We start from the raw sequence: 23,612 nt of genomic DNA, 5'->3' as shown, positions 1-23,612 counted from the left end.
TGAAGTTTAAATTTTAAACAGCGTAGTTACAATAATTCCTTTACTACCATTTAAAGTAACAGCCGATAATTGTTTTTCTTCTTTAACCTTAAAATTAAAGGGTGGCGCCAATAGATTTAAACCACTTTGCTTTTTTAGCCTAATTCCTTGTCCAGAAATAATCTCTTTGTTGGGTATAAAATCCCCTTCTGGTAAATGTTCCGTTAAAATAACATATTTATAATCTGTCAACTTACTTACTATTCTTTGTATTTCAACATTGGATAAATGCTGCAATACCTGTCTTAAAATAGCACAGTCCCCAGAAGGCAGGTCATCTACTGCGATATCCAAACAATGGAATTCCAAATTGTCTTCATTGAATTTTATTTTATTACGGGCTATTAGATTTGTAACTATATCTACTGCAATATATTTTTCTGTAAACTTTACCAATTCCCTGCCTACATTAAAATCGCCACAGCCAAGGTCACACACCACAAGTGGATTCTTAAAGGATGATAAAAATGATTTCAAAACTGCTAAGTATGGGTTTACTATCTCAGGATGATGCGACCCTACCCCTGAATAAAAATCAGATTTGTTATCACCCCAAAGTTTCATTGCATAAACCTGTTCCATCGCCTCTTTGGTCGGCCAAGCTGCCTTTATTCTCTTAGATTCATCTTCTTTCTTCTTCATAAACAAGCTATTGGCCCATACGAACTATAAGGGCCTATTCATATGCTCTTATGAGATAATACAACAAGCGTACATATCACAAAACTGACAACTCATTCTATAAAAATCTATTTAACAACATATATCTGTAATCTGTTGCATGGTTTTTAATGCTCTGGTTTGCCTATATTTATTACGTCCAAAATATTTAAAATTTTGTTGTGGCCACAAAAATACAAATCAAAACCCGCCCGAACGCCCGGCTGAATCACAAAGTTGGGCAGGTACCTTTTCGGTACGGGCAGGCAAAAAGCTTTTGCTAGGTTTGTACCTTTATTTAGAAACAAAGGTTATGGCCCTTAATTGCAATTGTGATGGCGGTACTAATTACGGTCTAGGTTACTGGGGCAAAATGGCCGATCGGTTCTGAAAACCAATTTTTACTCAAAATTAAATCGCAAGTAAAAAAGTCAAAAATGTTTATACAGCAATTGAACGAACTATTTTAAGATAATAAATATTAACGAACCTTATGTATTATTATTCGTGTCTTGCGCACATTGACCCTTGGAATTGTCCGCAATTGATTATAGACAAAACCATAGGGGCAATTTGATAAAATTTAAACAAGATGAGTCAATATAAACTATTTGAAACCGAAAGGTTAATCCTTAAACCAACTTCAGAAGAAGATGCCGAATTTATTTTTAAATTAATGAATACGCCCAAATGGGTAGAAAATATAGGAAACAGAAATATCAAATCTGTGGAAATGGCAAAAGATTATATAGAAAACAAAATGCAACCGCAACTTGAAAGACTTGGGTACTCCAGTTATACTATTATCAGAAAAATGGACAAGGCAAAAATTGGAGCATGTGGACTATATGATAGAGAAGGGTTGGAAGGAATTGATATTGGCTTTGCCTTTTTGCCCGAATATGAAGGTAAGGGGTTTGCTTTTGAAGCTTCCAACAAAATAAAAAATGTGGCCTTCAATACCTTTGGAATTAAAGCCATAAGTGCTATCACATCTAAAAACAATATTCCCTCCCAAAAGCTTTTGGAAAAACTTGGTCTAAAATTAACCGGAACAACAATACTCCCAAATGAAAATGAGGAACTTCTTTTATATAAAATTGAACAGTAAAACGGACTAAAAACACCAATGAAGTGGAATTCATAAAGTCGGCCGTATTATCAATATCTGAGAAAAGGAAAATTCTTGACCTATGGAACAACGAATATCCTGAAAAACTCAATTATAAATCACTGACAGATTTTGAAAACTATTTAGGTACTTTAACTGAACAATCTCACATTTTGATGTCAGATAACAACAAGGATATTAAAGGTTGGTATTTCGATTTTATACGAGAGAACAAAAGATGGTTTGCAATAATATTGGATTCAAAAGTACACGGATTGGGATTTGGAACTCAAATTTTAAATATTGCTAAAGAAAAAGAATTGGAATTGTATGGCTGGGTAATTGACCACAACAATGACAAAAAACAAAATGGAGAAATCTATAAATCACCTTTGAGTTTCTATATTAGAAACGGGTTCGAGGTACTGATGAAGAAGCGACTGGAACTCGACCTAATCTCTGCCGTACAAATCTATTGGAAAAAATAACGGCGTAAATTATGAGTTATAACTCCATTCCACCCTTTCTATAATTGATAAAAATCCCTATTTTTAACAGGCTCGATTATGAAATTCAAAATCTTATCCCAACCAAAAGTGTAACAGGTCGGATGTACTAGATTAAAATTATTGATTTAGCACATTATAGTGCATTAGATCAAAATATGTTAAATAATCCCTGAAATGTTACTCTTGGGAATATTCAAGAATCCAATTTTCAACACCAACATAAAATATGGAAACGACCAAAGATTTTAAACAATTTGAAAACCTAGAAGAGGAACAACTGCCCGTCGCCAAACATAAATTACATGATTGGACCCATTTCGCGGGACTATATGCTGCAGAGCATGTGGCAGCGACGGAATTTGTAATCGGGGCCACATTTGTTGCACTTGGCGCCAAAACAATGGACATTTTATTGGGCCTACTGATTGGAAATATTTTGGCCGTTCTTAGTTGGACTTTCATTACTTCCCCCATTGCAGTAGATACGCGATTGAGTCTCTATACTTATCTCAATAAGATTGCTGGAGATTCCATGACCAAGCTTTACAATTGGGCGAATGTGATTATCTTTTCAGTCATATCGGCCGCCATGATCACGGTATCGGCAACAGCGGTTCGTTTTGCCTTTGATATCCCTGCACAACTCAATTGGTACCCCACCAATCTCTGGTTTATTTTAATTGTATTCGGAGTTGGCATAGTAGTAGTATCCATTGCACTGTATGGATTTAATGCAGTTTCAGAATTTTCAGGAATTTGTGCTCCATGGCTATTCGTGATGTTCACTAGTGGGGCTATGGTACTTTTGCCCGCATTATCCCTTGATGTCCTAGCTAAAACTTTACCAACAGGGTGGGATGATTTTATTTCATTGGGCAATCAATCGATCTGGACGGGAATAGATAGTAACGGAGAGCCGGGTATTGGGTTGATCGAGGTGATAGGTTTTGCCTGGGCCGCCAATACCATTACCCATTTTGGTTTAATTGATATGGCCCTTTTGCGTTTCGCAAAAAAGAAAATTTATGGGCTGGCCACGAGTACAGGAATGATGTTCGGGCATTATGTTGCCTGGATCGCCGCCGGTATTATGGGAGCAGGGGCAGCGGTTATTTTAGGGAAATCTATAGTGGAACTTGATCCTGGAGATGTCGCCTACTATGCCTTGGGTTGGTCCGGGTTCGTTATTGTCATAGTGGCTGGTTGGACCACCGCCATTACTAACCTTTATAGGGCAGGATTGGCAGCGCAAGCTATTTTCTACAACCACTCTCGAAAGAAAACCACCATAGTGGTCGGTTTGTTAACTATCGCGATAGCATGCTTCCCTTTTGTGTTTTCGCAAATACTTCCGTTATTAACTTACGCGGGACTATTGGTAGTTCCAGTAGGGGCCATTGTATTCGCTGAACATCAAATCTTTCCCCGTATAGGATATACTAGATATTGGTCTTACTATCGCCAATTAACTTTTAGCACCCCGGCTGTCGCCTCATGGGCATTGGGATTGGTGTTCGGTTTTGGGTTGAACGCCCTTAACGTGATGTCTTTCTTTTATTTATTTATCCCTACTTGGGTATTCACTATTTTAGTTTACACCTTCTTAGCTGCCCGCTATGGTGCCAAGAAAGGATATCCGGAAGCCGAAAAGCAGGAAAAAATTCGCAATGAAAACATCGCACAATTCCAACAGCAAAAAGGAAAATTGGAAAAGGAGCATATAAAAGATACTTCCATTTTTTCCAGAATTTTAAAAATCGTTTCTATAATTGCCCTTATTATTACCTTAACACTAGCTTGTATTGTTCTTTTTGGTAGTTCTGATGAGGCTATTTATGTGGAAAATCGCGCACAATTTTATCAATACGCATTCATTTGTACCATACTTTATTTTGTTACGGCCTATTGGGCGTTTCAGCGGTTAAAACAAAGGCAAAAAAACTAACATAATGGATACTACTATTATACTCAATCAAAAGAATTTAACTCAAATTACAGACCGTATTACCAATTTGGATTACGATAGAAGCAATCTAAAATCAGGAATGGTACATATTGGTGTAGGTGGCTTTCACCGTTCGCATCAGGCTTTTTACACCCATGAACTTATGGAAAAATACAATGCTCCTGAATGGGGTATCTGTGGTGTAGGTTTGCGGGAAGGGGATAGAAAAATACACGACGTTCTTAAAAAGCAGGATGGCCTTTATACCCTTATAGTTAAGCATCCTGATGGAAAAATAGAACCAAGTATAATTGGTTCAATATGCGATTTCTTGCTAGGGGTCGATAACCCTAAGGCCGTCATAGCGCGCATGGCCGATCCTACTACCAAAATTGTATCACTCACCATTACCGAAGGAGGTTATAATTTTAATCCTTCCACAGCTGAATTCGATTTTGAAAATCCCGATATACAACATGATTTAAAATATCCAGATAACCCAAAAACGGTATATGGGTATTTAACTGCCGCACTAAAAAAGCGTCGTGATGCCAACTTAAAGGCATTCACAATAATGTCCTGCGATAACATTCAGCACAACGGCGACATAGCGCGTAAAATGTTATTATCATTTGCCAAGAGACAGGAGGCAATATTGGCGAATTGGATAGAACAAGAGGTGTGCTTCCCGAATAGTATGGTAGACCGTATAACGCCGGTAACTACCCAATCGGATATAGATTACCTTGCAAAAACATATGGAATAAAGGATGAGTGGCCGGTAACCTGTGAGCCATTTATTCAATGGGTCATTGAAGATAATTTTTCCAATGGGCGACCTGAATTGGAAAAGGTCGGTGTGCAATTTGTTCCCGATGTGAAGCCCTATGAAAAAATGAAACTCCGTTTATTAAATGCAGGGCATTCTGTTCTTGGACTATTGGGAGCATTACATGGGCACAAAACCATTAATGCCTGTATGGAAGACAAAACCTTTGTTACTTATTTGAGAACGTTTATGGACAAGGAAGCAACCCCGGTCTTGGATGAAGTTAAGGGGATTGATCTAAAGGATTACAAAGACAGTTTGGAGGCACGGTTTGCCAATCCCAACATAAAGGACAGTGTAAGCCGCATTTGTTCGGAGAGTTCTGCCAAACTGCCGAAATTTTTAATAGCGACCCTTGAGGAAAATTTAGCTGCAGGAGAAAGCATTAAATATGCTACCTTGGTTATTGCAGCTTGGTGCTACTACAGCGATAAACAATCGGATAAAAATGGGCACCCACTGGAGATTATCGATGCCATGAGTAACGAGCTTCACCAGGCAGCAGCAAAAACCGGTTCGGACCCACTGGCGTTTATTAAACAGCAATCCCTTTTTGGTAATCTTGCCAAAAATGAACGCTTTACGGAGTTATACACTGTTATGGTCCAGAAAATATATAAGGATGCCAATATCAAAAAGTATATGCAGGATATGCTTTAAAGGTCAGATTTTATATGAAAAATTTGCCTAAATTCTAAACTCTTTTTATTGATAAAATGAATATGATAATTAGGTTATCCGTAACCTTAAAATGTGGTGTTTTATCATATTAAATACCTAATCGTCAAATCATTATCTATTACACCTAAAATTCGATGATTTAAATCATGTTTGCAAATGATGCGTATTTGGTGTAAATTTACATCATATTGTAATAAAAAGTTATGGCAAGACAAAGTATTTCATTCACGGAACCCAATGATGAGTGGTTAAAAACTCAGGTAGACAATAAAGAATACTCAAGTAAAAGTGAGCTAGTCAATGATTTGATACGGCAGGCGAGAAAACAGCATATACAAATTGATTGGATAAGGGCTAAATTAGAACAAGCAGAAAATAGTGGATTTACCAATGATAATAAAGAAGAAATATTAAAACAGTCAAAGTCTTCGCTCAATGCCAAATTATAAATTAAGTACTGTAGCTAAAGTAGACTTAATTAGAATTCATCATTACGGAGTTAACAAATTTGGAATTGAACAAGCTGATAAATACTTTGATTCGTTTTTTGAATATTTTGAGATTATTGTTCAGCGCCCGTTCTCATTTGAATCGGTCGATTTTATAAAAAAGGGGTATAGACGTTGTGTCTGCGGGTCCGACAGCATTTATTACAGAATAAATGGTGATATTATTGAAATAATGACCATCATTGGAAAACAAGATTTGAACAAAATCATGTAACTTTCCAATTCAAAAACACTGTTACCAGAAAGGGCGGTTATACACCACTTTCTTTTACCACTTTTCATAACATCCACAAATACCTTAGACTCTTGACCAAGTCGAAAATTACGGCTTCTTTTTCCAAGGCACCGTTTCATACTTTGATCGTTTTCTTTAGAAGTAGAAATATTGCGCCTAAATAGTGTTTGAAATTGCTTATTGAATACCGAAAAACAGAGTGTACAAAGTGCCTGTTCCCCCAGCTCCCCCACCAAAATTTATAGCAATAGAACCATCTCCCTTTAAATCGCCCGCAAAGGAAATAGAGCGGGAAAAACGTTCCTCGGACTCTAAATTCAAATTAAAACCACCCTCACCATTATTGATCCTGTCGTAAGATTTAATGGTCTTATCCGCATTTAGGTAAAGTACATAACCCCAACCTTCATATTGTTGATTTGCGCCAGTAACCAAATCAGCTATTCCATCGCCATCAATATCCCCAGCTGCACACATGGCATGGCCAAAATTTGCCCCCAAAGTTCCGTTCGGATTTATATCCTCAACCAACTCATCTTCAAAACCATTCATGTTCTCTGCCAGTTTTAGCTTAGATACCACATTGTATGTTGAGTTATCCAAAGAAAGAATCCATATTGCGCCTTTCCCTCCATCGGACATAAAAGCACCTACAGCCAATTCTTTATTTCCATCATTATCCAGGTCACCAAGCATTGCCACTTCCCTACCCCCAAATTGGTCACCATCTTCAAGTCCAGATCCAAAACCACCTTGAGTTGAACTAATGGTCACCTTATCTGCATATATTACTTCAGATTCGCTATTTAAAAATAGGATATCTATCGCTCCACGGTTGTTACCCCCATCGTCAGACCCAGGAACACATGCGACTAGGTCAATCCTTCCATCTCCATTTATATCCCCAATAGCCGATAGTCCATTTGCAATAATATTTCCATTCTTGACGAAATCTTTTACCGTTCCATCAGTATTTAAATGAATAATATACAAAGCGTTATTGGGAGGTACCGGTGAAGCTACAGCAATGTCCGGAATACCATCCGAATCATAATCTCCAATTCCCGCTACACCATATCCAAAAAAGTTTCTCGCATTCAAAGTGTCTGTAAATCCACCTTCCAACATCGATATTTTTTGATTTGATTGTACGGTCCCATCGCTATTCATAAATAATATATAAACCGCACCTGCATCTGTAGCTCCATCATCATCGGATCGGGCTCCTACAACAAAATCTACCACGCCATCTCCATTTACATCACCTATTTTATCATGGTCCCTACCAAATCGATCTCCACTTTCCAAATTGGCTGTGAAGCCACCTGATCCAGTTTTAATCGTAACCAAACCTTCTGGTTCATAAGCCAATGTTGATGTTGGTGTTGAAGTAATTTCCTTTGGATTATCTTCTTTACTGCAACTAATAAAAGTTAGTGCAATTGAAAGAAATACTACTATTCTCATATTTATGATAATTTGCTACTTTGACCAGAGTTTATCAGAAAAGTTTAATTGAAATTTTCATTTACAAAATTTTAATGGGCTAAACTAAAGTTAATAATGTACAACTCTTACGCCCTAGTAAGTGTTTAAACTTATAGTTTCCAGGCACTTATAATGATTGTTCAATTCGTATGTCCTACACTTCTAAATAGAAAAGAAAATGAAGCCATTTATAACTAATAGGCTTGGTTAAACCGAAAATTTAAGGTGCAGTTGGCTGTGCCTGCTGAGTAAGAATTATCAAAACATTCTAACTAGTATTTTTTTTGTTACATTTGTAAAATGCAACAGGAGTTAAAGTCTGAACTTACCAAGCAAATAATCATTGATAAAGCCTTCAACTTGTTTTATGAAAATGGTTTTAAAACGACCAGCATCGATAGAATAATGAATGCCACCAATCTTACAAAGGGCGCATTTTATCATCATTATAAAAACAAAAAAGAGTTAGGCCTGGAGGTTATTGCCCTGAAATTGCAAAAAAGGGTTTATGACAGTATGATTTTGCCCTTATATGAAACTGGAGATGCCTTAAAAATACTGGAAACGACTTTTTTAGAGCGTATCAAATCCTTTCCAGTTTATGACAAGCAACACGGTTGCCCGATGAATAATTTTATTAATGAAATTGGCGACTTTGAAACTGCCTATCAAACCGCTTTAAAGAATATAATAGAAAATTGGAAATCGGCCTTAGCAACATTGATTGAAAGAGGTCAAGATGAAAAGTCCATCAATAGTAATATTTCCAGTCAGGCCGTAGCAGTTTACCTAATAAGTGCCTTTGAAGGTATTCGTGGTATTAGAAAACTATACGATAACGATTTGATCCTTGATGAATATATTATAGGACTCTCCGTCTACTTAAAACAATTGGAAGCTTAATTTTTTTTTTGCCCATAAAACATACCGTATAGGATGTTATTAATTTTATAATATAAAAATCGAATGCAAATAATCAATATTGTTCCCACTATTATAATGACCTATTTTGCCATTCCCATATTAATGGGAAAACCACAAAGTATTGCCGGTTTTAAACAATTTGAAAATGCAATTGGTTTAGATGCTGGTTTTTTCCACATAGTTACTGGAGTTTCAGAATTAGGATTAGCCCCTCTACTAGCTATTTTTTCTTCTAACAACAATAAAGTCATTGGAAAATTAGCCTTCACATTTTTACTACTAACCATGATAACCGCACTGGGGTTGGAATTTTTCGCAAGACCGGAACCGCTGATAGTTTTAGTAATTATTTCCTTCATTTTAGCATTGTTATCCCTATACAAATTAAAAACCCTAAAATAATTCCCTTAAAATTAATCTTATGAAATTAGAAAATAAAGTCATTATCGTAACCGGAGCTTCGAGAGGTATTGGAAAAGAAGTCGCGTTACTTTTAGCCGAAAATGGTGCCAAGGTAATAGTCAATCACTCAAACAGTGAAGCTGAAGCCCAAGCAACGGTAGAGAATATAATTAATAACGGAGGGCAAGCTTTGGCTATAAAAGCTGATGTTAGTAAAAGGGAAGATGTAAGTCTTTTGTTCGATAAAACTATTGAGACCTTTGGTAAGGTAGATGTATTGGTCAATAATGCGGGTATCATGATTTCCAAAAAATTAAAAGATAATACACAAGAAGATTTTAGCCGACAATTTGATATTAATGTAAGAGGGATATTTAACACCTTACAGGAAGCGGACAGCAAATTAGCCGACAATGGAAATATTATAAACTTTTCATCAAGTACAGTTAAATTAATGTTTCCAACCTATGCATTATATTCTGCCTCCAAGGCAGCTGTTGAGCAAATGACCCGTGTATTCTCCAAAGAAATTGGCAGAGGAATTTCAGTAAATGCCCTTGCTCCTGGAGCTACGGAAACAGAATTGTTTTTAAAGGGAAAATCGCAAGAAACTATAGATCGGCTAAGTGCCATGAATGCTTTCAACAGATTGGCAAAACCCATTGATATTGCCCGGGTAGTTCTATTTTTGGCAAGTGATGATTCCAAATGGATTTCAGGTCAAGTGATAGGTGCCAATGGTGCTTTGGTGTAATCCAAATAGCTAACTGGATATTACACCTAAAATTTTAGTCCGTTCCAATATATTCACCACATAAAAAATAATTCTTAAGCATCCATTGATATAAAAATCACCATCCTTAGTATTGTTTGGCTTGCCTACTTCTATTCAAAAGTTTTTGTACATTTATCCGGCCCCGATTCTCTGCTAGATTTTATTAAAATTAAATCCCATAAAGCAAATCAACGCCTAAACCTTAGGGTAATTATAAAAGACAAACTTTGAAAAATAGGCTTTTTAAATTGATGACTTTTATCTTGATTTTATTAATTGGGATAGGTTTAGGTATATTTCTAAGTAAAAATGAATCGACGTGGTCCTTTATTAAAAAACCCTATGAAGAAGCCTATTTAAAGTTTGACGACACCAGAGAGATAGGATGGAGCAAAGATTTTAAAATTGTTGAAATCAAATCCTCTAAGGATAATAGTTTTCAAAAATCCTATTTCTTTAAATCAACATCCGACACGCCCAAACCTTTAATTGTAAGCCTACATACTTGGAGTGGTTATTACAACCAAAATGACGATTTAGCAGAAATGTGCAAACAAAAAGATCTGAATTATATCCATCCAGATTTTCGAGGAGCAAACCTAACAATAAATGCCTGTGTCAGTGAATTAGCACTATCGGACATTGATGATGCCATAACTTATGCCATTGAAAATTCCAACGTTGACACCTCTAGAATATATGTTGTAGGTGTTAGTGGCGGTGGCTATGCGACCCTGAGCACCTTTATGAAATCTAAACATACTATTAGAAAATTTTCCGCTTGGGCATCAATAAGTGATTTAACTGCCTGGTACAAGGAAAGTTTAATAAGGGGCAATAATTATGCAAGGAATATTCTTGATTGCACTGGTTCTGGAGATGTACTTTATATTGAAAGTGCGAAACAGAAATCACCTATTTATTGGAACACACCAGCAGAAAAATTAAAAAGTTCCGAACTAGCTATTTATGCGGGAGTATATGACGGAATACAAGGAAGTGTTCCGATTACCCATTCAATCAATTTCTATAATAAGTTATTGACCGATATGTCAGTGTCCGATACTTTACAATATGTATCGCCTTCTGAGAAGTTGAAGTTGCTTGAAAAACGGGAAGCACTAGGTGAATTTGGAAATATAGCTAATAGGAAAATTTTTTTAAGAAAGGAATTTGAAAATATAAGTCTGACTATTTTTGAAGGCAATCACGAAATGTTGACCGAATTTGCATTAAATGAATTACTTGAAGATTAACAATATACAGCCAATAACCAAGTGTTGATATTGCTGAAAATGAATAGCCCATCCTCACAACAAGTAGGTCCCCTACCTCAGATGGAGGAAATCTGAATAAAATAATCCCAAAAAAATGACTGAATATTATTACCTAATAACAAGTAGTCATTAGTACCGAGAGTATCCTATTTTAAATTTTCAGGGGTGTATCACTAATTACTAAAGCTTGGAAATAGCTATTTCCAGAATCGACTTTATCCTAAGTTTTAAACTTTCAGGCTCCAATATTTCGGCATAATCCCCAAACATAAGATACCATCTTGCAAAGCCATGTTCCAAATCTGGCGACATAAATGTCATCTCCACCTTGCTCTCCTTTATTTTCTCCGAAACAAAGCCATAATGTTTTTTACTACTATTGATATACCTGGCGACACTTTTATCAACCAATATTTTAACCTGAACTTTTTTTCTATTAACCTCTTTAGTTAGATGGTCGTCCAAACTACCATGTTCACGGCTAAAGGAAAGTGAAGTTCTTTTAATACCCAACATTCTGTCCGTTCTAAATTGCCGGTAATCATTTCTGTAATGGCAATACCCCAATACATACCAAAAGTTATTTTCATGAAATAGGCCAACAGCTTCTATATGTCTTTCAGAAGGATTCTCACTCTGCATTGAGTGGTACTTTAAGAAAACCTGTTTTTTTTCTGCAATACTTTCAAAAAGAATTTCGAGGGCATTGGGTATATTCTCATTGAACAATTGCTGTGAAGGGTCTACCGCTATTTGTGATTCCAATGCAGAAATCCAATCTTTCTCCCTGCCTCTCAAAACCGACTTTACCTTAAACATGGCTGACTGGTGATAATTGCCAAGTGATTTGTCTACAAACTTTTGCATCAATTTTTCAGCAGCAACAAAGCTTCCCGCTTCTTCACGGGTAAACATAATTGGTGGCAAACGATACCCTTCCATAATGGAATACCCAATACCAGCCTCACTGATTATGGGCACACCAGAAGCCTCCAATGTTCTTATATCACGATAAATAGTACGAAGGCTAACCTGGAATCGGTCCGCCAATTCCTGTGCCTTTACAATTCGTTTCGATTGTAATTGTACCAAGATGGCTACAATACGATCAAATCTGTTAACGGTATCTGTACCCATAATTGCATAACATATCTCCCAAAGATAGGATTTCATATAAAAGTATAATCCAAATTTTCCCTTCGATTTATACATAATGGTTCATCATTTACAACAAAAGACATTCAATTACCTATGCCAATGAAATAAGTGCACAAATTAAAGCCCTGTTAGTGACAACCCATTGTCAACAGTAACAAAAATAATATTTTTACACATTTAATTATCTCAATATCAGTAACTTGAATTATAATTTAATTGCATTTTTTTTCTACTGACATAGGGCTGTCACTAGCTGCGATTAATTTTGGTCCAGAATTATTAATCACTTAAAAAATGTACAATCATGGAAACTATTTTAAACAAGTCGTCCCAAGTAATCTCAACCCAAGAATTATTGAAGCATTGGCAAGGTCATAGGGTTTTAACCAGGAAGGTAATTGATGCTTTCCCAGAAGAAGCCTTTTTTAATCATACCATTGGTGGCATGCGCCCGTTTTCCGAAATGGTGATGGAACTTTTGGGAATTGCAGCACCCGGGTTAAAGGAAATTGCTACGGGGATCAGTGCTCCTCTAAACGAACACATGGAACATGCTAACCAAAAAGCTAAAGTACTTGAACTTTGGGATAGTGCCACTGGAGAGATCAACAGTTATTGGTCGCAAATTAAGGAAGAACAATTTCAGCAAACCATAAAGCTCTTCGGCCAATATGAAGGTACCGTTTGGTCTTCCGTATTTTATTTTATCGATAATGAAATCCACCATCGCGGGCAGGGCTATGTCTATCTTCGCGCCTTGGGTATAGAGCCACCTGCATTTTATGATCGTAATTAAAATTGGATTATAGGAAAATTATGAAAACAATATTGGTATTTAAAACGTCTGTAACTAAAAAACGGGACGTAAGGACCTTAAAACCTGTTTTAAATAGATTAATTACCAATAATGACTATTGGAATTTTGACCTGGAGGATTGCGACAACATCCTTCGGGTCGAAACCCAGGTGGTCCAGGTAGACTCGGTAATACGAATATTAAAACATCATGGGTTTTATTGTGAAGAATTGGAATAGAAAAATAACATTTTCCGATTTTATTCAAGCTTAAAATGGATGGCTTGTTAAACTATTTACCAACATAGTGCACTTGGTTGGAGATTAATAAAATAATACTCTTGGGGTTGCCATTTCCCGTGTTAGTAAATATTGTTTTAACAATTTAAATTCTATTTTTTTATAGGTTAATAAAAAATTAACAGCCGTAATGCTAATTAAGTAATATTAAGCATTTTAGTGGCTCACTCGTCAAATAAGGTTTATTTTTGCGCTTAATTAGCCAAAAAAAGATCAACTTCTGTACCGTATTGAACTGTAAAGAACCAATCTCTTTTGTAAGCAACCGTTTAAACAATTTCAATACAACATAATATTATCTGAATGGCATATTTGACCCCGAAAATTGCTGAAGAAGAAAGATTGGCAGTTCCTGACAACTATAAAAATTGGAAAAAATGGGGGCCATATTTGGCGGAAAGACAGTGGGGCACTGTACGGGAAGATTATAGCGCACATGGCGACGCATGGGATTTTGTAGATCATGATAAAGCCCGTAGTAATGCCTATAGATGGGGAGAGGAAGGTATTGGAGGTTTTTGTGACTCCAAGGAAATATTATGCCTAGCACCTGTTTTTTGGAATGGGAAAGATGAAATTTTAAAGGAGCGTTTGTTTGGTCTTACCAACAACCAAGGCAATCACGGTGAGGATGTTAAAGAACTCTATTTTCATCAAGTATCCTCACCTACACACTCCTACAGCAAATATTTATATAAGTATCCACAGAAAAAATTTCCGTATGCGGATTTGGTCAAAAACAATAAAAGAAGCCGGGAGGAAGCGGAATATGAGCTCCTAGATACACCTAGTTTTAAGAAAAATGCCTATTTCGATTGTTTTATAGAATATGCCAAAGCCGATGTAGAGGATATTCTAATGAAAATCACGATTGTAAACAGAGGTCGTAAAAGGGCCAACATCCATGTATTGCCACACCTTTGGTTCAGAAATTTTTGGAAACACAACAAACGATTTAGTCGCCCTAGAATAAAGTCCGTTGCAGATAATTGTGTGCAATCCAGAAGCATTAGAAACGGCAGGCATTATTTTTATCATGAAAGTGGGGAACAAATTTTCTGTGAAAACGAGACCAACAACAAGCGTATATATAATGTGCCCAATGAGGTGGAATATGTTAAGGATGGCATAAATGACCATGTCGTAAATGGAAAGCACACCGTAAATCCAGAAAAGACCGGATCCAAGTCGGCAATCTGGCATAAATTTAGTCTAAAAGCAGGTGAAGAAAAGAGCATTAGGGTACGTCTCAGTAAAAAGAAACTGAAAGATCCCTGGGCAGATTTTGATACCGTATTTAATGAGAGAATTAAGGAATGTGAGGAATTTTATGAGGGCAAGCTAAATAAAGATTTGCCAATAGCACACCAGAATATTGCAAAAAGTGCCTTCTCAGGGCTGTTATGGACCAAGCAGTTTTATTACTATGACGTTTTTAAATGGCTTTTTGGAGGTCCCGGAGAAGCTAAGCCAGATCGAATAAGCCCTCGAAATTTTAGCTGGCAGCACCTTACCAACAGGCACGTGATATCTATGCCGGATAAATGGGAATATCCTTGGTATGCCGCGTGGGACCTTGCTTTTCATATGGTTTCCTTTGCAGATATAGACCCTTATTTTGCCAAAGAACAGTTACTACTAGTTCTAAGAGAGAGTTATATGCACCCTAATGGACAAATTCCTGCCTATGAATGGAATTTTAGCGACGTTAATCCTCCTGTCCATTCTTGGGCCGTTTGGAATGTATATGAAAAGGATAAACAAAGGAACGGCACAGGAGATACCAAGTTTCTGGAAAATGCTTTCCAAAAACTACTTATTAATTTTACTTGGTGGGTAAACCAAAAAGACAAGAACGGTACCGATCTTTTCGAAGGTGGATTTTTAGGCCTCGATAACATTGGCGTGTTCGATCGCAATCATATGCCCCATGGCGTTAGTAGGATGCAACAGGCCGATGCCACCAGTTGGATGGCTATGTTTACCGTAAATATGCTGCGCATGTCGTTAGAATTGGCGAAGACCAATAAGGTATATGAAGAGTCCGCGGCCAAGTTCTTTAGGCATTTTCTTAATATTGCCTGGGCCATGCACCACATAGGGAAAAAAGATATCTCACTTTGGGATGACGAGGATGATTTTTATTATGACGTGGTTGAAATGTCCAACGGTGAAACAAGCCGATTGAAGGTGCGTTCCTTAGTAGGTATCATCCCATTATTTGCGGTGGAAATCATTCACAAGGACCTCTTTGAACAATTAAAGGAGTTCAAAATAAGGGCAGTCGCTATTATTAGGACCCGCCCAGATCTGGCCTCTTTGATTTCCAATATAGAAGAGACCAATAAGGATGGCAACTATCTTTTTTCGATCATGCGAGGCTATAGGTTGGAAAAGCTGCTGAAACGACTCTTGGATGAAGACGAATTTCTTTCAGACTACGGCATCAGGTCCCTATCAAAATACCACAAGGATCATCCATTTGTATTTCAACATAATGGTGATTATACCATTCACTACGAACCTGGGGAGAGTCGATCCAGTATGTTTGGGGGCAACTCCAATTGGAGGGGTCCTATATGGATGCCATTGAATTATATGATCATTCAATCTTTGCGCAAGTACTATACGTTTTACGGGCCTACCTATCAGTATGAATTTCCAACGGGATCTGGTATAAAGCTAAACTTAAAGGAAATAGCCAATGAACTTACCAAGAGGTTGGTAAAACTATTTGAGCGTAACTCGGAAGGCAAATTTCAATATCACGCAGATGATAAAAACAACCTTTTCGCACAAGATGAGCATTTTAGGGAACAACACCTCTTTTATGAATTTTTTGATGGCGATAATGGTAAGGGTCTCGGAGCTTCGCATCAAACAGGGTGGACTGCACTAATCGGTAATTTGATCATGGAAATGGAAGAATCCAGTGACTAGTATGGATATCTTCTAAACTTCTATTAATATTCAGGCCTCACAATGTGAGGTCTTTTGCATTTAGAAACCTAAATCCCAACCTTTTTATTATCTTTCTACAGTGGTTGGGAATCATTACCAATTTCTTCCACATAAATATGGGCATGCTCCTTAGTATCGCTCTAATTTTGAACACAAACCAATCCGAAAGAATAAAAATGAAAACATTTACTTCGCTTGCATGCTTCCTCCTTTTTTACTCCTTTTTAATTGCTCAACCCCGCCAAGAACTAGTAGAAGTCATTGTTAGTCCAAACCATACCGACTGGACCTACTCTGTTGGCGAACAGGCTGAATTTTCAATTTCCGTTTTCAGAAACAATGTTCTCCTAGACGACATCGAAATTAAGTATATCGTACAACCAGATCCTGGGTACCGTACCTTAAAAATTTGGGATGAGGGCACTCGAACCCTTAAAAATAATTCCACCAAAATAAAAGCTAAAAAATTTACCGAACCTGGATTTCTCCGTTGTACTGCAACCGTTGAAGTAGATGGCAAGGAATATTCGTCGTATACCACGGTAGGTTTTGCACCTGAAAAAATACAGCCCACGACCACTTTACCGAAGGATTTTGAGGCGTTTTGGAATAAAGGCAAGGAAGAATTGAACCAAGTTCCTATGAAGGCAATAATGACCTTGATGCCCGAACGGTGTACCGACCAGGTAGATGTATACCATGTGCAATTGGACAATATAAAAGGGAAAATCTATGGCATTTTAACCAAACCCAAAAAAGTTGGTAAGTATCCTGCCATTCTGCACGTGCCAGGCGCGGGCATACGACCTTATTATGGGGAAATTGACGAAGCTGCAGAAGGGTTTATCTCTTTCACCATTGGTATTCACGGGATACCCGTGAATTTGGATCAAAATGTTTATGATGATCTTCGCGCGGGGCCCCTGAACGGTTACCCTACCTTTAATCTAGATGATAGGGATAATGCCTACTACCGCCGTGTATATCTCGGTTGTGTTAGAGCGGTCGATTTTATAGAAAGTGTGGATGGTTTTAATGGCGAAGATATTGCGGTTACCGGAGGTAGCCAAGGCGGTGCACTTTCCATTGTGACTGCAAGTTTGGATGATAGAATTGATTATTTGGCAGCTTTCTACCCAGCCCTCTCAGATATGACCGGTTTTTTACATGGGCGTGCCGGGGGTTGGCCACAGATTTTCGTGGACGAATTTTCCAACAAGCCCGAGAAAATAGAAGTTTCCAAATATTATGATGTTGTGAATTTTGCTCGTTTCGTAAAAGCACCGGGTTGGTACAGTTGGGGTTATAACGACAATGTATGTCCACCTGCGTCTACCTATTCCGCCTATAATGTATTGACAGCTCCTAAGGAGTTACATCTTTTTCAAAAAACGCAACATTGGACGTATCCTGAACAACAGGAATTAAAAAAAGAATGGCTATTCGCAAAGCTGAAGGAATAAGATAGACCCGGCGCCATAGTTATTGGCATTCCGCCTCCCTATATTTAATTGAACCAAACTAATCATACATGAAGTCAAAAGACCAACATCGTAGAGAATTTATTAAACAAAGTGGTTTAGGCCTATTGGCCCTAACCTTATTACCTTCAGCATACGGCAAAATTGCCCCGAGCGATCGCTTACGGGTGGCACACATTGGCGTAGGCGGAATGGGCAACAGCCATATGAAATGGTTCAGCGGTCTGCCCGAAGTGGATGTGGTTGCCCTTTGTGATGTAGACGAATCACATTTGGCAAGCAGCCTAAAAACAATGGAAACCCTTCAGCCGGGAAAAAAGGTGAAAGGTTATGGTGATTTCAGAAGTATTCTGGACCGAAAAGATATTGATGCCATCACCTGTGCTACCCCGGACCATTGGCATGCACAGATCGCAACTTTGGCTTTTCAAGCAGGAAAAGATGTGTACGGTGAAAAACCACTGTCCTATGATGTTAAAGAGGGACAAATGATGCTCCAAAATATGGAAAAGCATAACCGTATTTTCCAAATGGGTACACAGATACACGCTACCGATAATTACCACCGTGTTGTTGAAATTATAAAGTCAGGAGCCATTGGTAATGTTCACACGGTTCGTTTGTGGAAAACGGGGGCACCACCAAATTTAGGCAATCCAAAAAGTGTAGCCGTCCCCAAAGGCCTGAATTGGGATATGTGGCTGGGACCAGCACCCTATGTGGATTATATTCCTGAGAAATGCCACTTTACGTATCGCTATTTCTTGGACTATTCAGGGGGCTTCTTTGCTGACTTCTGGTGCCATATTGCCGATGTGGCTTTTTGGGCCCTGGAGCCTAAGGGTCTAAAAAGTATTGTTGCCCGAGGGGAGAAGGCCGAAGGTATCGCCGACACCCCTAAATGGATCGAAATCGATTATGAGTTCGACGGATTAAAACTCCATTGGACCAGTGAACCTCCAAATGTTCCTGGTGCCGCAGAGCGCGGAATCGGCGCCTATTTTGAAGGAGACAAGGGTAGTCTAATTTGTGATTACAATACCCGGGAAATTACCATTAACGGGGAAACCATGACCGATATTCCCGAAATACCACAAACCATTATCCGCTCTCCAGGGCACCAACAAAACTTTGTGGATGCCGTAAAATCGAGAACCCAACCCCAATCCAATCTCGCCTATGCCCGCACAATGACGTTGCCCATGCATTTGGGATTAATTTCATACAGATTGGGAAGAAAACTTGATTGGGATTCGGAAAAGGAGTTGTTTATTGGAGATTCAGAGGCCAATGCCCTTTTGTCAAGAAAGCCACGGAAGGCATGGCAATTGGTAAAATAACAGCTAGCGTATTTGAGATAGGGATTATCTAAAAATAATACAGCTATTTAAAAATTAGACTTAGCAATGGTGACCTAGATAGTAGGTAGTGCAAAAAGTTTCTTGCACTACTTACTATCTGAAAAAATAGGGGCAGATAAAATATAGCTCATCCATTTTTAGACTAAGTACCTGTAACTTGTGACAAGATATCTTTGCTTTAGAGATTGTCTTTTTCTTCCTCTTTTTTCTTCTTCGAATAATACCTGCCCTGTTTTACGTAGTACGATCCCACTGGAGGAGAATTATCGCCAAACTCTTTTCGAATATAGGTCAGAATCTGGGCAATTTCTTCATCTGCCAGGTAATCAACTGGTGGCATCACCCCGTCAAAGGCCTTGCCATTCACTTCTATAGGTCCACTTAAACCGCTTATTACAACATCTATAAGCCTTACCTGATCTCCTTTTACCCATTCCGATCCGGCAATGGGCGGAAATCTGCTGCCATCACCTTTACCGTCGCCCATATGGCATGAACCACAATATTTATTATATAATACTGCTCCTGCCTCTGCCCTGAATGGAGTAAGATCGTCCTTTATTTCATCGGGAGTTTTAATATGTGGGAGTGATTTATGTGCTTCCATTTGCGCAAGTTGTCCCGCGCCAAATTTTTCTTTATCCCCCTTATACATGACACGCCAAATCTTTCCGTTCTCACTTTCACTTAAATACAATGAACCATCTGGCCCCATGGCAATACCCATAGGTCTATACCCGGCGTCACCCGTATCAATAATTTTATCCACCTGTGTAAAACCATCCGCAAAGACTTCCCATTCCCCAAATTTTCCATCTTTAAAGGGCACAAAACCAATAAAATAACCAGCTTGCGGAAAAGGAGCTCTAATGGTTGACCCGTGAAAAGCTATAAAGGCGCCATTTTTGTAATGCTCCGGGAATTGATCTCCTTGATAGAAATAAAGGTCATTGGGCGCCCAATGTCCTGGAAAACCAATTATTGGTTGCTCATATTCAGCTCCCTTACCTTCCTTTTTACCATCCCCGCCATATTCCGGATTAAGTAATTTTTTACCCTGCATATGATCATAGTAATAGTAAGGCCAACCAGCATCGGTACCATCTTGTATCCTAAGGAATTCTTCCGAAGGCAGCATAGCACTTTTCCATGGTGAATAGTATTCGGGCCAATTACGGTTCATGTTGTCCCTTCCGTGCTGCAGGGCATACAAGGTATTGTCGTGGTGGTTCCAGTCCATCGCAACAACACTTCTAATTCCAGTCGCATAGCGGTGACCATCTTTTTGAACCTGATCGGGCTTATTGGCATCAAATTGCCAAATACCACCGTGCCACTCTAACTCAGGACATGGATCTTGGCTCAATGCACCCGGCATACGATCATGCTCTTTAGACTGACAAACATCTCCTGGCGAACCAAATGGCACATACATATGGCCGTCCTCATCAAAAGTCAATGGCTTTGCAATATGTGAATATCCAAATTCGGAATTTCTATAATCATCAGTGAGCATAACCTCCGGCTCGCCTTCCGGGATAAGTTTACCCCTTGTTAGTTTTTGTCTATATACGGTACTGGCCGTACTATAATACAAAAATTCGTTATAAATGCGCATTCCAGTGGCATAGTAACCCTTTTGATCAAATACACCAAACCGCTTTATTACGTCCGCTTTCCCATCATTATCGGTATCACGAAGACCTATATTCTCGCCGTCCTCATGAGCAAACCGCATTTTAATATATATATCCCCGTTCTTATTAACAGCAAGATGGCGGGCAGGCCCAATACTATCTACCACCACAACTGCTTCAAAACCTTCAGGTAGGGCCAATCCCCCATTATCTGGGTCGCCCGGAGGTAAAACCTTCGTGCACTGGACAAAAACACCTGCAAATAGTAGAAAACATAGAATTATTTTTAAGCGAGGTTGCATTGTTACTAATTTATGTTTCATTTTTTCTGGTCTGTAGTGAGGAATAAAAATGTTTTAAATTAGTTCGTGAATCATTTAAACTTAGATACTAAATTTAGTATTAATTATTTGATTTTGAAAATCACATTTTTCTAGTAGGCCCGGTCAATGATTTGGGCGTTCCCTCCTACGTCGGGCGGGCCCTTGGCTATATCCTTTGCTTCGCTGCGGGGATGCCGCCGCGGTCCCTAACGAAGAACAATCGCTATTGGTTGTACAACGGTATGTTGCTCCCCTCCTATGGCTCCGACTTGAAACGGAGTATATTATTGAATCTTAAAATTGGGGATATAGACAGTAAGAGAAAGTTGGTACGCGTTCAAGGAGCTAAAGGAAATAAGGAAAGATATACCCTTTTCTCGAAAACCGCGCTAGAAGATCTTCGTAACTATTTTAGGGCATGGAAGCCCCAAAAATATTTGTTCAAATGGCGGCAAGCAAACAAGTATACTGCTGAAAGCGTATTGCAAATAGTTAAAGCCGCAGCGGACAAGGCAAGGATAAGTCAAATCGTTACCCCTCACGATCTACGCCATAGTTTTACCACCCACTTATTGGAATCAGGCGTGGACCTAAGACAGATTCAGGTACTTCCAGGACATGGTTCCAGCAAAACAACAGAATATATACACCCAAGTGGCTACAAATACTTTTAATAATATTAAAATCCCTTAGATTAGTAATCCTAAAATAGATATATAGTAACTTGTTATTATATATCTATACGTTGTACGCAAGTTAAAAGAATGAAAAAAATATTAATAATTCTGATATTGACGACTACACAATTTCATTGCTTTGGGCAAATTTACATAGCAACAAGCGATCAAGAGATTAGTGATGTAAAAACAACAGATAGAAAAACTAATTATGAAAGTAGAATTAAGACACAGGGCTTTACCAGAGACAGCTATATTCATACTGAAGCAAATTACACTGATACTACTGGAAAAGGCATCATCATACAAAACAGCTATCCAAGAGGTGGTGGTTCTATTAATACTCCCAACGAAAAGAAATATGGACATGCAGTATTCTGGACGCGTATTATAAACAAAGAGGATACGGCATTAGAACTAACAATTAAATTCCCTTCTGATTCTATTGTAATTGTCCCGTCATCAAATGTTCACTTTAAACTATTAGTACCACCAGACACAATGACAATTGATAAAGTATCGACATATAATTTTGGACTGGAAGGTATAGAATCGTTTGTACAAAAAAACTTCTATCAACCGAGCCAAATACAAAGAACAATTAATCCGAATGAAGATTGTATGATCTATATTATTTTACTCAGTCACTTATCTCAATATGATAAAGGCGAGAGTCGAACAGGTCTTTTTTTAGAAGGACAAGACCTTTTTTATAAGCTTAATGATAGGGACTCATCGAACTCTAAGTTAATACCTTGTGGATGGATATCTTTAAAAAATTAAAATGTGAGCTAGAGGTGTTGAAAAAAAAATTAAAAGCCAGTTGCCAACAGGAACTTTAAACGATACAAGTTTCGGGCTTAATCGCAGGAATAGCGTATTTTTATGAAGTCCTCAAAATCTTTAGGATTTTGCTTTGGAAGGGAAAAGAAAAAACCACGCTAAAAAGCGTGGCAGGCAAAACCAAAAGATTTCGCTATGTGCGTGGCAAACGGAAACGAAAAAGTTTCCTTACCTCCGCAATACGGTATTGCTTCATTAGGAGTCATCCTAAATAAAGACTACAATAATTTAATACAACAAATTTAAAAAATTGATAACCAACTAAAACCAAAATCATGAAGACAAAACGTAACATTCAAATTATTGAATCCTTGTACAATGCTTTTTCAACTGGCGATATACCAACTGTTCTCGGATTAATGCATTCTAAAATCGAATGGAACGAAGCCGAAAGTAATTCACTTGCAGATGGAAATCCCTACGTTGGGCCAGATTCGATTTTAGAAGGCGTATTTGCACGTCTTGGAGCAAACCATGAAACCTTTGGGTTACAGGATGTAAAAATCCATGGCATGAGTGATAACATGGTCTTAGCTACCCTAAGATATGATGCTAAGGTAAAAGCAACCGGAAAGAGCTATAATGCACAAGCCGCACATCTATGGACGCTTAATGATGAAGGAAAAATCACTGCCTTTCAGCAGTATGTTGATACTAAGAAGTTGGCAGACTCTGAAAAGTAATGCGCAAAA

22 protein-coding genes are annotated in these 23,612 nt (G+C 38.1%); 17 read left to right on the top strand and 5 right to left on the bottom strand.

The features are described 5' to 3' along the window. Positions 1-6: 6 nt before the first annotated feature. Complete coding sequence (locus tag CWD90_RS14850) at positions 7-681, bottom strand: class I SAM-dependent methyltransferase (protein ID WP_103476863.1); 675 nt, start codon at positions 679-681, stop codon at positions 7-9. A gap of 610 nt (positions 682-1,291) precedes the next feature. Here CWD90_RS14850 and CWD90_RS14840 point away from each other — a divergent pair. The 6 genes from CWD90_RS14840 to CWD90_RS14815 all read left to right on the top strand — a co-directional run bounded on the left by CWD90_RS14840 (position 1,292) and on the right by CWD90_RS14815 (position 6,497). Further along, a complete protein-coding gene (locus tag CWD90_RS14840; RefSeq protein ID WP_103476861.1) occupies positions 1,292-1,810 on the top strand; it encodes a GNAT family N-acetyltransferase in 519 nt (172 codons plus the stop codon). 23 nt (positions 1,811-1,833) lie between these two features. After that, positions 1,834-2,298: an N-acetyltransferase gene (locus CWD90_RS14835; protein WP_103476860.1), complete on the top strand. Its 465-nt coding sequence runs from the start codon at positions 1,834-1,836 to the stop codon at positions 2,296-2,298. A 247-nt stretch (positions 2,299-2,545) separates the two neighbouring features. Then, entirely contained in the window at positions 2,546-4,264 is a 1,719-nt protein-coding gene (locus CWD90_RS14830; RefSeq protein ID WP_103476859.1) for a purine-cytosine permease family protein, read from the top strand. 4 nt (positions 4,265-4,268) lie between these two features. Beyond that, positions 4,269-5,753: a mannitol dehydrogenase family protein gene (locus CWD90_RS14825; protein WP_103476858.1), complete on the top strand. Its 1,485-nt coding sequence runs from the start codon at positions 4,269-4,271 to the stop codon at positions 5,751-5,753. 224 nt (positions 5,754-5,977) lie between these two features. Next, a complete protein-coding gene (locus tag CWD90_RS14820; protein ID WP_103476857.1) occupies positions 5,978-6,223 on the top strand; it encodes a ribbon-helix-helix domain-containing protein in 246 nt (81 codons plus the stop codon). Then, positions 6,210-6,497 (top strand): type II toxin-antitoxin system RelE/ParE family toxin, encoded by a 288-nt coding sequence (locus CWD90_RS14815; protein WP_103476856.1) that lies wholly within the window; start codon positions 6,210-6,212, stop codon positions 6,495-6,497. Before CWD90_RS14820 ends, CWD90_RS14815 begins: the two co-directional genes overlap by 14 nt. Positions 6,498-6,695: 198 nt before the next feature. Here the strand turns inward: CWD90_RS14815 and CWD90_RS14810 are convergent, their stop codons facing one another. Beyond that, positions 6,696-7,985 (bottom strand): FG-GAP-like repeat-containing protein, encoded by a 1,290-nt coding sequence (locus CWD90_RS14810; RefSeq protein WP_103476855.1) that lies wholly within the window; start codon positions 7,983-7,985, stop codon positions 6,696-6,698. A gap of 321 nt (positions 7,986-8,306) precedes the next feature. Here CWD90_RS14810 and CWD90_RS14805 point away from each other — a divergent pair, with 321 nt between their 5' ends. After that, positions 8,307-8,909, top strand: coding sequence for a TetR/AcrR family transcriptional regulator (locus CWD90_RS14805; RefSeq protein WP_103476854.1), 603 nt, complete (start codon positions 8,307-8,309; stop codon positions 8,907-8,909). Between the two features lie 101 nt (positions 8,910-9,010). Here the strand turns inward: CWD90_RS14805 and CWD90_RS23085 are convergent, their stop codons facing one another. Next, positions 9,011-9,289, bottom strand: coding sequence for a hypothetical protein (locus CWD90_RS23085; protein ID WP_157941247.1), 279 nt, complete (start codon positions 9,287-9,289; stop codon positions 9,011-9,013). A gap of 62 nt (positions 9,290-9,351) precedes the next feature. Here CWD90_RS23085 and CWD90_RS14795 point away from each other — a divergent pair, with 62 nt between their 5' ends. Both CWD90_RS14795 and CWD90_RS14790 read left to right on the top strand, forming a co-directional pair. Continuing rightward, positions 9,352-10,086, top strand: a complete 735-nt coding sequence (locus CWD90_RS14795) for a glucose 1-dehydrogenase (RefSeq protein ID WP_103476852.1) — start codon at positions 9,352-9,354, stop codon at positions 10,084-10,086. 272 nt (positions 10,087-10,358) lie between these two features. Then, complete coding sequence (locus tag CWD90_RS14790) at positions 10,359-11,363, top strand: alpha/beta hydrolase family protein (RefSeq protein ID WP_103476851.1); 1,005 nt, start codon at positions 10,359-10,361, stop codon at positions 11,361-11,363. Between the two features lie 201 nt (positions 11,364-11,564). Here CWD90_RS14790 and CWD90_RS14785 read toward each other — a convergent pair whose 3' ends face one another. Further along, a complete protein-coding gene (locus CWD90_RS14785) occupies positions 11,565-12,521 on the bottom strand; it encodes a helix-turn-helix transcriptional regulator (protein WP_103476897.1) in 957 nt (318 codons plus the stop codon). A 325-nt stretch (positions 12,522-12,846) separates the two neighbouring features. On the opposite strand from CWD90_RS14785, the gene CWD90_RS14780 reads away from it, so the two are divergent. The 5 genes from CWD90_RS14780 to CWD90_RS14760 all read left to right on the top strand — a co-directional run bounded on the left by CWD90_RS14780 (position 12,847) and on the right by CWD90_RS14760 (position 19,419). Continuing rightward, positions 12,847-13,338, top strand: coding sequence for a DinB family protein (locus CWD90_RS14780; RefSeq protein ID WP_103476850.1), 492 nt, complete (start codon positions 12,847-12,849; stop codon positions 13,336-13,338). Between the two features lie 20 nt (positions 13,339-13,358). Continuing rightward, entirely contained in the window at positions 13,359-13,577 is a 219-nt protein-coding gene (locus CWD90_RS14775; RefSeq protein WP_103476849.1) for a hypothetical protein, read from the top strand. A gap of 363 nt (positions 13,578-13,940) precedes the next feature. Beyond that, positions 13,941-16,577, top strand: coding sequence for an MGH1-like glycoside hydrolase domain-containing protein (locus CWD90_RS14770; protein ID WP_103476848.1), 2,637 nt, complete (start codon positions 13,941-13,943; stop codon positions 16,575-16,577). A 197-nt stretch (positions 16,578-16,774) separates the two neighbouring features. Beyond that, positions 16,775-18,061 (top strand): acetylxylan esterase, encoded by a 1,287-nt coding sequence (locus tag CWD90_RS14765; RefSeq protein ID WP_103476896.1) that lies wholly within the window; start codon positions 16,775-16,777, stop codon positions 18,059-18,061. 68 nt (positions 18,062-18,129) lie between these two features. Beyond that, positions 18,130-19,419, top strand: coding sequence for a Gfo/Idh/MocA family protein (locus CWD90_RS14760; protein ID WP_103476847.1), 1,290 nt, complete (start codon positions 18,130-18,132; stop codon positions 19,417-19,419). Between the two features lie 199 nt (positions 19,420-19,618). On the opposite strand, the gene CWD90_RS14755 is transcribed toward CWD90_RS14760, so the two are convergent. Continuing rightward, positions 19,619-21,400 (bottom strand): PQQ-dependent sugar dehydrogenase, encoded by a 1,782-nt coding sequence (locus CWD90_RS14755; RefSeq protein WP_205161253.1) that lies wholly within the window; start codon positions 21,398-21,400, stop codon positions 19,619-19,621. A 287-nt stretch (positions 21,401-21,687) separates the two neighbouring features. Between CWD90_RS14755 and CWD90_RS14750 the strand changes: the two genes are divergently transcribed. The 3 genes from CWD90_RS14750 to CWD90_RS14740 all read left to right on the top strand — a co-directional run bounded on the left by CWD90_RS14750 (position 21,688) and on the right by CWD90_RS14740 (position 23,603). Beyond that, positions 21,688-22,074: a tyrosine-type recombinase/integrase gene (locus tag CWD90_RS14750; protein WP_239986529.1), complete on the top strand. Its 387-nt coding sequence runs from the start codon at positions 21,688-21,690 to the stop codon at positions 22,072-22,074. A 90-nt stretch (positions 22,075-22,164) separates the two neighbouring features. Beyond that, complete coding sequence (locus tag CWD90_RS14745) at positions 22,165-22,860, top strand: hypothetical protein (RefSeq protein WP_103476846.1); 696 nt, start codon at positions 22,165-22,167, stop codon at positions 22,858-22,860. A 335-nt stretch (positions 22,861-23,195) separates the two neighbouring features. Next, positions 23,196-23,603, top strand: coding sequence for a nuclear transport factor 2 family protein (locus CWD90_RS14740; RefSeq protein WP_103476845.1), 408 nt, complete (start codon positions 23,196-23,198; stop codon positions 23,601-23,603). The last annotated feature ends 9 nt before the right edge of the window (positions 23,604-23,612 follow it).

Origin of the sequence: Arenibacter catalasegens (genome assembly GCF_002909235.1) — a bacterium.
Classification (GTDB): domain Bacteria; phylum Bacteroidota; class Bacteroidia; order Flavobacteriales; family Flavobacteriaceae; genus Arenibacter; species Arenibacter catalasegens.
Note: the sequence above shows the minus strand (reverse complement) of the source record. Positions and strands in the feature narration are given on the sequence as shown.

Excerpts from the sequence above, each read along its gene's own strand:
- CWD90_RS14825 (WP_103476858.1), top strand. The coding sequence starts at position 4,269 with ATGGATACTACTATTATACTCAATCAAAAGAATTTAACTCAAATTACA.
- CWD90_RS14830 (WP_103476859.1), top strand. The coding sequence starts at position 2,546 with ATGGAAACGACCAAAGATTTTAAACAATTTGAAAACCTAGAAGAGGAA.
- CWD90_RS14840 (WP_103476861.1), top strand. The coding sequence starts at position 1,292 with ATGAGTCAATATAAACTATTTGAAACCGAAAGGTTAATCCTTAAACCA.
- CWD90_RS14740 (WP_103476845.1), top strand. The coding sequence starts at position 23,196 with ATGAAGACAAAACGTAACATTCAAATTATTGAATCCTTGTACAATGCT.
- CWD90_RS14810 (WP_103476855.1), bottom strand. The coding sequence starts at position 7,985 with ATGAGAATAGTAGTATTTCTTTCAATTGCACTAACTTTTATTAGTTGC.
- CWD90_RS14850 (WP_103476863.1), bottom strand. The coding sequence starts at position 681 with ATGAAGAAGAAAGAAGATGAATCTAAGAGAATAAAGGCAGCTTGGCCG.
- CWD90_RS23085 (WP_157941247.1), bottom strand. The coding sequence starts at position 9,289 with ATGAAGGAAATAATTACTAAAACTATCAGCGGTTCCGGTCTTGCGAAA.
- CWD90_RS14765 (WP_103476896.1), top strand. The coding sequence starts at position 16,775 with ATGAAAACATTTACTTCGCTTGCATGCTTCCTCCTTTTTTACTCCTTT.
- CWD90_RS14785 (WP_103476897.1), bottom strand. The coding sequence starts at position 12,521 with ATGGGTACAGATACCGTTAACAGATTTGATCGTATTGTAGCCATCTTG.
- CWD90_RS14820 (WP_103476857.1), top strand. The coding sequence starts at position 5,978 with ATGGCAAGACAAAGTATTTCATTCACGGAACCCAATGATGAGTGGTTA.
- CWD90_RS14775 (WP_103476849.1), top strand. The coding sequence starts at position 13,359 with ATGAAAACAATATTGGTATTTAAAACGTCTGTAACTAAAAAACGGGAC.
- CWD90_RS14745 (WP_103476846.1), top strand. The coding sequence starts at position 22,165 with ATGAAAAAAATATTAATAATTCTGATATTGACGACTACACAATTTCAT.
- CWD90_RS14780 (WP_103476850.1), top strand. The coding sequence starts at position 12,847 with ATGGAAACTATTTTAAACAAGTCGTCCCAAGTAATCTCAACCCAAGAA.
- CWD90_RS14815 (WP_103476856.1), top strand. The coding sequence starts at position 6,210 with ATGCCAAATTATAAATTAAGTACTGTAGCTAAAGTAGACTTAATTAGA.
- CWD90_RS14770 (WP_103476848.1), top strand. The coding sequence starts at position 13,941 with ATGGCATATTTGACCCCGAAAATTGCTGAAGAAGAAAGATTGGCAGTT.
- CWD90_RS14795 (WP_103476852.1), top strand. The coding sequence starts at position 9,352 with ATGAAATTAGAAAATAAAGTCATTATCGTAACCGGAGCTTCGAGAGGT.
- CWD90_RS14760 (WP_103476847.1), top strand. The coding sequence starts at position 18,130 with ATGAAGTCAAAAGACCAACATCGTAGAGAATTTATTAAACAAAGTGGT.
- CWD90_RS14755 (WP_205161253.1), bottom strand. The coding sequence starts at position 21,400 with ATGAAACATAAATTAGTAACAATGCAACCTCGCTTAAAAATAATTCTA.
- CWD90_RS14805 (WP_103476854.1), top strand. The coding sequence starts at position 8,307 with ATGCAACAGGAGTTAAAGTCTGAACTTACCAAGCAAATAATCATTGAT.
- CWD90_RS14790 (WP_103476851.1), top strand. The coding sequence starts at position 10,359 with ATGACTTTTATCTTGATTTTATTAATTGGGATAGGTTTAGGTATATTT.